Annotated in this window: 11 protein-coding genes and 1 pseudogene; all 12 read right to left on the bottom strand. The window is 44.3% G+C overall.

Going from position 1 to position 10400, the window contains the following annotated elements:
* Positions 1–358: 358 nt before the first annotated feature.
* Positions 359–649 (bottom strand): CRISPR-associated endonuclease Cas2, encoded by a 291-nt coding sequence (gene cas2, locus DXA13_RS16550; RefSeq protein ID WP_118246112.1) that lies wholly within the window; start codon positions 647–649, stop codon positions 359–361.
* A 32-nt stretch (positions 650–681) separates the two neighbouring features.
* A complete protein-coding gene (gene cas1c / locus DXA13_RS16545) occupies positions 682–1713 on the bottom strand; it encodes a type I-C CRISPR-associated endonuclease Cas1c (protein ID WP_118246110.1) in 1032 nt (343 codons plus the stop codon).
* The gene (gene cas4, locus DXA13_RS16540) at positions 1710–2375 is read right to left on the bottom strand and encodes a CRISPR-associated protein Cas4 (protein WP_118246118.1); all 666 of its coding nucleotides are present in this window, start codon (positions 2373–2375) and stop codon (positions 1710–1712) included. Before cas4 ends, cas1c begins: the two co-directional genes overlap by 4 nt.
* Positions 2375–3263 (bottom strand): annotated as a pseudogene (cas7c, locus tag DXA13_RS16535) (type I-C CRISPR-associated protein Cas7/Csd2). Before cas7c ends, cas4 begins: the two are co-directional and overlap by 1 nt.
* Position 3264: 1 nt before the next feature.
* A complete protein-coding gene (gene cas8c, locus DXA13_RS16530; protein WP_347559899.1) occupies positions 3265–4839 on the bottom strand; it encodes a type I-C CRISPR-associated protein Cas8c/Csd1 in 1575 nt (524 codons plus the stop codon).
* A 62-nt stretch (positions 4840–4901) separates the two neighbouring features.
* Positions 4902–5042: a type I-C CRISPR-associated protein Cas8c/Csd1 gene (locus DXA13_RS23265; protein WP_347559898.1), complete on the bottom strand. Its 141-nt coding sequence runs from the start codon at positions 5040–5042 to the stop codon at positions 4902–4904.
* Positions 5039–5698: a type I-C CRISPR-associated protein Cas5c gene (gene cas5c, locus DXA13_RS16525; protein ID WP_118246108.1), complete on the bottom strand. Its 660-nt coding sequence runs from the start codon at positions 5696–5698 to the stop codon at positions 5039–5041. The genes DXA13_RS23265 and cas5c overlap by 4 nt, the downstream gene beginning before the upstream one ends.
* A gap of 62 nt (positions 5699–5760) precedes the next feature.
* Positions 5761–7905, bottom strand: coding sequence for a CRISPR-associated helicase Cas3' (gene cas3, locus DXA13_RS16520; RefSeq protein ID WP_118246106.1), 2145 nt, complete (start codon positions 7903–7905; stop codon positions 5761–5763).
* Positions 7906–8224: 319 nt separating this feature from the next.
* Complete coding sequence (locus DXA13_RS16515; RefSeq protein ID WP_118246104.1) at positions 8225–8641, bottom strand: YjdF family protein; 417 nt, start codon at positions 8639–8641, stop codon at positions 8225–8227.
* 330 nt (positions 8642–8971) lie between these two features.
* Complete coding sequence (locus DXA13_RS22055) at positions 8972–9337, bottom strand: CPBP family glutamic-type intramembrane protease (RefSeq protein WP_243009194.1); 366 nt, start codon at positions 9335–9337, stop codon at positions 8972–8974.
* Positions 9273–9752: a hypothetical protein gene (locus DXA13_RS22050; protein ID WP_243009196.1), complete on the bottom strand. Its 480-nt coding sequence runs from the start codon at positions 9750–9752 to the stop codon at positions 9273–9275. Before DXA13_RS22050 ends, DXA13_RS22055 begins: the two co-directional genes overlap by 65 nt.
* A 62-nt stretch (positions 9753–9814) precedes the next feature.
* On the bottom strand, positions 9815–10315 hold the full coding sequence (locus DXA13_RS16500; RefSeq protein ID WP_118246100.1) for a VanZ family protein: 501 nt from the start codon (positions 10313–10315) through the stop codon (positions 9815–9817).
* Positions 10316–10400 lie beyond the last annotated feature (85 nt).

Here is a 10400-nt window from a genome sequence, read left to right as displayed (position 1 = left end):
TCAATCCACACCACCTTCGCAGGTGTCCACACCACCTTCGCAGGTGTGACTTCACCGTCAACATCACTAATCCCTAACACATCGATTTCAATCCACACCACCTTCGCAGGTGGTGACATTTATCATCCAAGATTGGATCATCCGTACAGAGCAGATTTCAATCCACACCACCTTCGCAGGTGGTGACAGCAATTTTAGACAAAAAACCTTATATCTTTTATCAAAAATCTATCAATATTTAATAATTTCTAAACTTTTTCGATCTCCTCTTTTCGTTACCCATATCCTTTCATTTCTAATTACAGCAATTTTTTTGGTGCGAATCTCCCGGGGATTTCATGTTCACTTGCCATTCGCACTAAAAAATCAATGGCTGCTCGACATGTATTCCCTTGCTCACTCCGACTTGCTCGACCCTGGCCTTCTTCTGGTTTCCTAAATAATAAAATCTAAGGCTGTCCACACTTTCATCAATGATATCCGTTAATATAGATTTTAACATCAGACACTGTCCAGGATCAAGCACACACTCAAACACAGAATTCTGTACTCTGGTTCCGTAGTTTACGCATTGCTTCGCAACCTTTCTCAGTCTAGTTTTACCGGCGGATGTCTCCGTATTTACATCATAAGTAATCAGCACCAGCATGAAATCCTCCTACTTTCTTTCACTACTTACTCCTACTTCCAAAGAAACGGCGGATACTCATCCAGATCCCCCCTCAAATACCGGGCCAGCAGCATAGACTGAACAAATGGTATCATTCCCCATTCTACCTTTTCTCCCAAATACGGGTGAGTAATGACTTCCTGCTTCTTATTCTGCCATTCTACCAGAAGACCTCTCCTGGCTTTATCGCTCATAAGAACTGCGCCGTCTTCTTTTTTGGTAAAATCCTTTCCGGTAACCATTTTCTTATTAATTAATGTGATAACAAACCGATCTGCCAGAACTGGCCGCAGTTCTTCCATCAAATCCAAGGCAAGGGAGACTCTTCCCGGCCTGTCGGTATGCATGAATCCCACATACGGGTCCAGGCCGACTGTTTCCAACGCAGACGCAACCATTCCCGTCAGTAATGTGTAGACAAAAGACAATAGTGCGTTTACGTTATCCAGTGGCGGCCTCTTGTTTCTGCCGGAAAATGTAAAGTCCTTCTTTTGCTGGAGAATCAGCTGATTCAATTCGCCGAAATAGACACTTGCGGCTTCCCCTTCATATCCTCTGAGCTGCGCTATATCGTTACATTTTTCTATATCTCCCAGAGAATTCTGTAAAAATCCGGAGGCCCTTTTTAATTGATCCACATCTACCTGCAGGCTGTGATCCCTGGTCGCCCGCTCCAATATCCACCGGGAGTTATAAATCTTTCCCAAGATGCAGTTTCTGGCTATGCCAAGGGCCGCTGCCCCATCGTTGGAAACCTCATATTGTCGCTTTCGCAAAACTACATTTCCCTTTACGCTACCGGTCACCCGGGCCAGAAATTTCCCATAAGGCGTCATAAAACACAGAGAAATATTCCGGGCGGCGCAGCCGCCCATAAGCGCCGGGCTGGCGCCTCTGTATCCGAAAGACACAATTGCTTCCAGATTGTGCAGCGGTATCCGTCCTGCCTCTTTTTCCTGATCGATAATTACAACATTTTCTCCATCGAGGGAAAGATAACTGTTTTCCGATGTCACATACAGGGTATTCAGCAATTTCTTCATAGACAGTCCTCCTCTACAGCCTTTTGGATATACTCCCTGACAGAAGAAACCTTTCCCAGCTTCGGCATACATACATCCTTGAGGGAACACGCGTTGCAGCCCTTTGACCATTTCACTCTAGGTGTATAACGCCTGTCATACAGCTGATGCATTTCCTCGAAATATCCCTTTACTCTGGAACGGAGTTCGTCCGTAAATGTAATACTGTCCCTCCGTTTTATTTCGCCATAGAAAATAGCGCCTTCATCGATTTTTGCCGTAAGCATTTCTTCCAGGCACATCGCCTGAGCCGTCAACTGCAGAACGTCAATTTCCGTATCCTTCGGCTTTCCCTTTTTGTATTCAATCGGATAAATTTCATAAAGTCCCCTGTGACCATATAGGGAAATGCCATCGTCCGCTTTTCTGAATTCCACAATATCGCATTCCCCGCTGATCCCCATCTTTCTTGAAAACACAGGCATTCCTCTGCTTATAATGACGTCGCTTCTTTTCTGGTTAAAATATGGATCATGGGCATTTTTATGAAGCAGTTCCCCTGCTATCGTCCGTTCATTCTCCGCCCATTGCTGTTCAATGTGAATTAACGCCCACTGACGCCTGCAAAATGCAAAATGCTGGATACCTGAAAGCATTAAATAGTCATCTTCCCCATATTCCATCATATTTTTCTGGACACCTCCACGGTATCCGGTATCTGATCTTCGTGAACCGTGACTGTGTAGTCTTTGTACTGCCTCGGATATACGACATCCTCACATTTTTTCACTTCTACTGCATCGAACAGCTTATATGCCGGACAGTCTCCCAGCTCTTTGCTGTGCTTAAAAACGATCAGTTCTCTGACCGCCATTTTTCCTCTGGCTGCCGAATGATCGATTTCAAACATATTTATAATCGCCTCCCACAAAAGAGAAAGATCGTCTTCGGAAAAACCAGTTACCTTTCTGGCTAAATTTGCAGAAATATATCCTTCTACACGATAAAGCGCATATGGAACGATATTTTTTCTGCCCATCTCCGTACTCTTATTTTCGGCGTCCTTCTCCGTTGTAATCGCTACGCGGGTAATCGTTACCTCTTGGCTTACGATCGGATCGATGCTTCTGGCAAATCCAAGCTGCACCGGTCCCCTTACCTGTCCACAGTTTAATGCTGCCTTTACAAAAGTAGTCATGACTGCACCGAGGTCGGATATCAAAGAAATTTCCACACATAAAGTCTCTGATTTTTTTGTCTATTTCCGGATCTTTTTTCTTTAATTCTTTAATTTCCTTTTCATTGGTGCGTAAATACTCATACGCCGTATTGTCGCTCCTGTTGAGCGGCACGTCTTCTTTAATATATATTTTATATCCGGCTGCATCCTCTTTTACTGTTTCCACATAATTACGAATTTTCCGTTTCAGACAAACATCGGTAACGATTCCATACCCGCTCTCCGGATCAATTCTCGGCAGATTCCCCGCATCTGGATCGCCGTTGGGATTTCCATTTTCCACATCAAATAATACGACGAATTCATACCTGTTTTTAATAACCTCACCCATACTACTCTTCCTCCCTCGTCTTCTTTTCATATCTTTTCTGAGTCTGATGATAGTATCCCAGAATAAACATTCCCTGTTCTTCCAGAGACAGCCGTTTTGGATAAGCGCCGCCTCCATCGTCTGATGTAAATACCTTATCCTGAAGTTCTCCTAATAATTTTTCATAATAAACTTCAGTTCCCTTATTATTCATCTTTCTGATATGACTGTTTTTTAACTTAAATAAAATGGGAAAGATGGAAGCAGGCGTCGCACAGGCTGCATTAAAATACCTGTCTTTGATCGTAGCGTTAATTCCAGGATTCGCGTCCTGCTGAATGGCTTCCAGCACTGCAAATTCCCGTCCTAACACATATGGCATATTTTTACTGTTTTCATTAAGGGCCATGGTAATTTCCTCCTTGTTAAAGGTTCCGTTTCTTAAAAGGAAAGCTTTAATAATTGCCGCTCTTCCCCTTGTAATTTTGTAAATGCCGCTGTCGCTGTCGTCCTGTTCCGCCCGTATCCTGCCCAAAACTGCCTGATACAAGGAATAAGGATAACGATCTCCTGAGATAATCGACCGGAAAACGGCTCCCGCCATGTTGGACACAGGCTTTTTATCCTTCGACTTTTTATTTACAGTCTCCATCAGCATACGCCAGATTCCCATATATTTGACCGTATCTTTCGCAGGCGCTACAATTTCCATCCTGTCATAATGTTCCTTTATGTGCTTCAGGATATTGCCAAAGCTGTCCTGATAGAAGAACCGGACCGCCAGCCTTGCCGCATTGGGAGCAAGACCCAGTATGTAAAAACGCTGATCCGGCGAAATCTGCTTTTCTATCCCGGCGATATTGATTGCTTTACCCGCCTCAAGATTTTTAAACACCCCGTCCACGATTTCGAAATTATCTGCCGTTGGATTCGAAATATTTTGAAAAACATCCTGAAAAACCTCATCTCCATCCTCCGACCAGTAGACGACCGCCGTATCGCCGATCGTTGTAGCGTGCTTTCTGTCGGCCAGCAGATGATTCAGAGCCGTCGTATAGGCATAGACGGCATAATTTCCAACAGGAGCATTGAAGCTCTGTTCCTTTCCATAGGATTCGAATGAAGGCGCATTAAAGGAGACAAGCGCCGCGCCACTGGACTGGGCACCCTGAACTCCTTTGATTGTTCCATGTATTCTGGAAATTGCAGTCCGTTTTCCTGTCACAAGGCAGATGCCCTCCAACCCTTCTGACGTCTCCTGGAAATATGTCTGCCACGCTGAAATAATCTGCTCATCTTTATGGGCGTAGTCATTCCCTGTCCAAAAGACCAGATTGGCCCCTGCGGCTATCTCATCCATGATTTCGGCTAAGGCAGGATGATCCACGGCCATATCCGGATTCCATTTTTCAAAATACCGGATGACAGCCTTAGCAGCCGGAGACTCCAGCGATTCTAGCACTTTGATATGTTTTTCTTTTGCACACTGAAAACATTCCTTCGACCGTTCCGGCTTTCCTTTATTATCGATGCCCAGGAAATAGCTGGAATTGTCGCACAAAAAGTTAGCGGCTGTTCCAGAAGACCTTGTCACCATCTGGGGAACCTGAATCAACTGCGGCTCGAGGACAACTTTCTTTCCCCTTTCCGTTTCCTGTTTCAGAGGATCATGCGTTTCAGTTCTCCATCAGCAGACAGATCCAGGGCAAATGATACCTTTGCATTGCACCATCCCGGCCTTGTAATTTCTCCCCTTTGCGCCAAAGCTTCATAGTATTGCACAAGTGACTGCAGTATCATCGCACCACCTCACAATCTCTGACATCCAGTACTCCATCCGTCAGTACTGCCCTGAAAAAAAGAGGCTGGATGTCTTCCGGGTCAGAGTATTCAAAATCATACAGCATGTATCCTAAATCTTTCGTTTGTCCTGCATACGCTGTTTCAATCACATCGTCCTCAAACAGTTCAAAATTAGCCGGGAATTCCCTACAGCCGAAATAAGGCATGTGATAACATTCACCCTTCCTTAACCGGCGCATGATGATATCCTTGAATTTCCCCGGATTATCGCTGGAATTAGCCTTTTCTGTCATCACAAAATGAGCTTCTATGACATAGTCCACCTCCCGCAGCAGAATCGCCGCCCGCTGGACAATATCTTCCTTGCTGCGGATATATAAAGATTTACTCCCTCCATTCATAACAGTGAGGACATTACCTGCCAGAACCTTGCTTTTCACTTCATTTCTCCGCACGCTTGTGAATTGAATCGGATTTCTGACATAAATCCGATCAATAACCCATCGCATCCCCGGATGCCAGTAGATCGCTTCCAGAATCCCTCTGGCCGCAGACGGCGTCATCATATCGTAGGTACAGCGCTCTACTTTCATTTCCGGACGTGAAAAGAGCGCTAAATCCCCCCACACCCGTACCTTTACTCCATGTCCCATAGCCTTGCATTCCTCCTCTCCAGTTCACTTTCAAACCTCATCACTTTCAAATGTCTCCCAACTCAAAAGATAACCGCCGCCCCTCTTTCCGCCAGAATCTCAAGTCCTTTTTCCTCCGTATACTGGCCCCGGTTCCGCAAGATGTAATATTCCATGTCATTGTCTATGAGCTCAAGCATTCCTGCTCCGTTTAATTTTTCAAAATCGTTCTCATATATATTCACGCAGTACTGTCCCGCTTCTCTTATGAGCCGCCTTGATGTATCTCCTGCTTTTATTCTGCATACAATATTTTTTGCTTCCTCTTCCCAGTCGATTAAGATGGTTTTCGTATCATTTTCAATCAGCTTAAACTGTTTTGCAACCGTCGTAAATGGGAATAGGAGGTTTCTTCTACCATCCTCCATCTGCCTAACAATTTCCTTTATATCGAGTCCGTTTCCTCTGAAATAAAAAAGGCGCCTAAAATATGCTTCAATCGCTTCCAGAGAAGCAATATCCTCGTATTCTTCCCCTACCTGGCCTGCCACTTCCATAGGAAGTTTTAACGCATTGGGCAGGTGAATGTCTTCCGACTGTTCTAATTTGAAAACATAAGTCTTACAATCGTCCCTGCACTTTTTCCCTTCCCGGTTACACCGGCCTGCCGCCTGAATGACAGAATCAATGCCGGCCAGTTCCCGATAGACCGTCTGAAAATCGAAATCCACTCCTGCTTCCACAAGGCTGGTTGCGATCAGCCTGCACGGCTTTCCCGTTTTCAACCGTTCCCTGATCAATTGAAGGAGCTTTTTCCTGTGTTTTGGATACATAAAAGTAGACAAATGAAATGTCCCCATTTCCTGCTGCAATGCCTCGTATACCCGCTGCACCCGTTTTCTGCTGTTTAGAATACACAGAACCTGATTTTCATGTTTCAACCGGTTCACCAGCTCATCTTCCGATAACGTTCCTGACTGTACCAGGCTGGTCCGCCTGAAAAATTCATACTGTCCTTTTACATCCGGACATATTTCTGTAATTTTCATATGTTCTGGGAAAAACTGCCTTAAAGCAGGCTGAGTGGCTGTACAGAGGACGGCGGTGCTCCTGTAATTATAAACTAATTCGCTGATCACCTGGATGCATGGTTTTAAATAAGGAACAGGAAGCATCTGCGCTTCATCGAATATAATCAGGCTGTTTGCCGCATTATGCAGCTTTCTGCATTTCGAAGTCTTATTGGCGAACATGGACTCAAAAAACTGAACGTTTGTAGTTACGATCACCGGGCATTCCCAATTTTCCGAAGCCAATTGAACCTTTTTCAGTTCCTCGGAATCCTCATAAACGACATTACAGTGGTCTTCCAAAACATTTTCTGCTCCTAAAATATCTTTAAACACCTGGGCGTTCTGTTCGATAATCGAAGTATAAGGGATCACATAAATAATTCTCCTCAAATGGTGTTCTTTTGCATGCTGAAGGGCAAACGCCAACGAAGACAATGTCTTTCCTCCGCCCGTAGGCACGGTGAGCTGGTAGAGTCCCTGTTCCTTTTTTCCGGCTTCATAGGAGGCCCTCAGTATCGCAGTTCTCCTTCCGTTTACCGTAGTGAGATCGCGATTGTCCAGCCATGGTTTCACATGGCGGTATAAGCGGTCATATAGGACTTCGATCGAATCAAAATCCCCCCGAGGGACCGTGTCATCGGTCATAAATTTTTCCGTATCCAGATAATCCGCGTCCACCAGACAGGAAAACAGCATACGGATAAAAAAGGACAGGCTGAATCCGCCCTTTCCAAGTTGTTTTAAAGGAATCGGTGGAAAATCAGGGATTGTAATTTCGCTTTGAAAGGCATGATAATTTTCAAGAGGCTTCTCCATCCTGCCTCTCAGCGTCGCCTCACCTGCGGCATCCGCCGCGCTTCCGCCGTCCAGAAGGCCGGAATGATGGCCGGATATACAGTAAGCGCCGATGATATTTTTCCTATGATACAGTTCCCTGGCTCCTGCCGTGGCATGATCTGTCACCGCCCCTCCATATAGACGTTTCTGAAATTTATCCGAATATTTTCCTATATCATGAAGCATTCCACAGCCGTATCCCCATCCACTGCATGAAAATGTTCCTGCGAATTGGCCGGCAAGCACTGCCGTACCGGTCAGATGTTCCTCAATCGTCTGCTCCCGGCCTCCGTCGTCGCTGATATGCGCGAAATACATATGTATATTCCCCCATCTGATATAATTGCTTAAATTTTAAAACTTTACTATATCTATCACAAAAATCCCTAACCATATTTTACCACTTTTTCACCAATAAATCTATCCATTTTCTGTTTCTATTGGTGATTTTGCACATTTCTTGAGAGTTTATAGGACCAGAATTCCTCCACATGGAACCGCTGCCTCCTATAACAGGGGATACAATCGCCAAAGAGGCATTTCTTTAAAAGCAAAAAAAGTCCAGGCATCCGCCGTGAACTTTTTCTGCTAAGCTTGCAAAGCTTCATTTGTCTTACAGAGTTTTTACAGGGACATTTTACCTGCCTCTGTGCTTCTCTTTTTTCTTCTGCTGTTTCAGTTCAAACATTCTCTGCTTTTCAGCTTCCTTTTGCTCTTTACTGATCTGCTTTCGTTCTGTTTTTAACTGCTCCTGCTGTAATTTCAGAGCCTGCTGGGACTTTGTTCCCATCGTATCGTCCTTCATTGATCTGCGGATTTCCTGCTGGATTTTTTTCGGATTTTTAGGCCCCTCTTTTACATCAGCTGCCACAGCCGGACTGAATCTCAGCTGATAGTAATTTCTTAAAATGAACTCATTCACCTCATAATCTTTCGGTTCCGGCCCGAATGTCACCTTGCATACCGACATTTTTCCGTCTGATACTGCTTCAAACACTCCGATCCAGAATGGTTCTTCAAAAAATACCTTCAGCGTTCCCGATGCTCTGTCCATGACAATTCCTCCTTAAAGACCTTGCATTTACTGCAAAGTGTAATGAACAAAGAAGGGACGACCAAGGAGGAGGGTTACTTATGCATGGGCTGATCATGCATGCTCTGAAAGTGCTGCTCTGCCCTATGCACGTCCGGACTACCAGCCGGATCTGTCCAGGCTCTTTCATTCGCCTGTACGTTGTGTTTTTATCTTTGTATATGATTGTTCAGCTGTTCCTTCGCCGTCCGGCCCCGATACTGACAAGAGTTCCGGATCCTGCGTCTGAAAAAGCTGTAAATTTATTATACTTCATGGTAAGAAAATGAGCAATTTATAATGTGCTTTCTCCTATACAAAATGTCTGCCGTCGCAATCGAGCTTTCTTTTGTTCTGAATGTAAAAAAAGAAAACTGCAAAAAACGATACCGCCTGCGCGATCGTTATCCTCACAACCATCAATTCGTCCGCACCTGACAGGGACACAACATGCAAAATATTTACAATCGTGTTATTAACAAAGTGATCACCCATAGCCATAGAAAGAGATCCTGTCAATTTTGTCAGCATTGCGAACTCAAAACCCACAAGCGCGCTTGTGCTTATAAGCATCAGAATGTTTGCTGCCGTTTCTCCCATGCTGCTGATCCCGTCAACATAATTCCGAACGGGGCCTATCACATGCCATACTCCAAAGAGTGTAGATGCTATGACCACTGCTGCGGTAAAGGAATAATGCTGCTGCAGGATTTTTTGATACAGTCCTCAGAACATCCCTTCTTCCATCGACTGCGTAACTGCTAACATATAGCCGCAATGACAAAAAGCGGCCCTGTGAGACGGCAAGCAGAATCTCTACGCCATATGCGATTGTAAATACACTAATTCCAAACAATAATCCTGAAAACAGCCGCTTTAAAGCTCCTTTTCTTGTAAAACCCAGATATTCCAAACTGGAAGAAAGCAATTTTACCGCAATGCATAAAGCCGCAATTCCAGCAATTTTATGTAGAATTGCTTCTCCCCAAGAGGTCTTGTCCGTCCTAATAATGAAATATTCAATCCATCGGAAAATGAAACAAAGTCCATAAATTTCCAGTACCAGCAACAACGGCTTTTTTAGTTTTATCATGGATTCTTCTTAATTTTGACGATCGATTAAAACACTTAATATCTGCATATGCCCTAGCTTTTTTACTGGTTTTTCTCCTTCTTTTCTCTACAGACATAGAACATCTTAACTGCTGCAGCTGCCAGAATCACTCCTGCGGCAACGCCAAAGCTGTCCAATACCATATCGCTGATCTGACAACTTCTTCCCGGAATAAAATACTGGTGAATCTCATCCGTAATGGCATAACACGTCCCTAGCAGCCAACTTTTTCCTCTCTTTTGACTTCCTAATACAGCTAAGCATAAAATTCCAAGAATCATGTACTCTGTAAAATGTGCACTTTTTCTGACCGTATGGTCAATTCGCTCTAAAAATACCTCCTGCTTCTTATCGCTCCATTCTTCAAAATCCTTTACCGTAATGCTGCCGATGATCCGTCCGGCCCTGCGGCTGACTTCTGTCGAATCGTCCGCCGGAGCATGGGAAAACATGAAAATAACGGCCATCCACAGGATCAGAAGAGCCGTCTTTCCATATTTTATTATAAAGTTTTTGTTTTTCCTGTTTCTCTGTATGTTCATAAGAAGAATTTTCCCTTCCAATATAAAATTTATGAATGTCCGTCCATAGAACGTTCACAGTACCAGCAGACATAATACGTTTTAT

This window comes from Clostridium sp. AM58-1XD (assembly GCF_003464085.1).
In the GTDB taxonomy this organism is placed as follows: Bacteria; Bacillota; Clostridia; order Lachnospirales; family Lachnospiraceae; genus Lachnoclostridium_A.
Note: the sequence above shows the minus strand (reverse complement) of the source record. Positions and strands in the feature narration are given on the sequence as shown.

Bases quoted from the DNA above. Each gene is read 5' to 3' on its own strand.
- cas2 (WP_118246112.1), bottom strand. From the start codon at position 649: ATGCTGGTGCTGATTACTTATGATGTAAATACGGAGACATCCGCCGGT.
- cas1c (WP_118246110.1), bottom strand. From the start codon at position 1,713: ATGAAGAAATTGCTGAATACCCTGTATGTGACATCGGAAAACAGTTAT.
- cas4 (WP_118246118.1), bottom strand. From the start codon at position 2,375: ATGGAATATGGGGAAGATGACTATTTAATGCTTTCAGGTATCCAGCAT.
- cas8c (WP_347559899.1), bottom strand. From the start codon at position 4,839: ATGGTGACAAGGTCTTCTGGAACAGCCGCTAACTTTTTGTGCGACAAT.
- DXA13_RS23265 (WP_347559898.1), bottom strand. From the start codon at position 5,042: ATGATACTGCAGTCACTTGTGCAATACTATGAAGCTTTGGCGCAAAGG.
- cas5c (WP_118246108.1), bottom strand. From the start codon at position 5,698: ATGGGACATGGAGTAAAGGTACGGGTGTGGGGGGATTTAGCGCTCTTT.
- cas3 (WP_118246106.1), bottom strand. From the start codon at position 7,905: ATGTATTTCGCGCATATCAGCGACGACGGAGGCCGGGAGCAGACGATT.
- DXA13_RS16515 (WP_118246104.1), bottom strand. From the start codon at position 8,641: ATGGACAGAGCATCGGGAACGCTGAAGGTATTTTTTGAAGAACCATTC.
- DXA13_RS22050 (WP_243009196.1), bottom strand. From the start codon at position 9,752: ATGATAAAACTAAAAAAGCCGTTGTTGCTGGTACTGGAAATTTATGGA.
- DXA13_RS16500 (WP_118246100.1), bottom strand. From the start codon at position 10,315: ATGAACATACAGAGAAACAGGAAAAACAAAAACTTTATAATAAAATAT.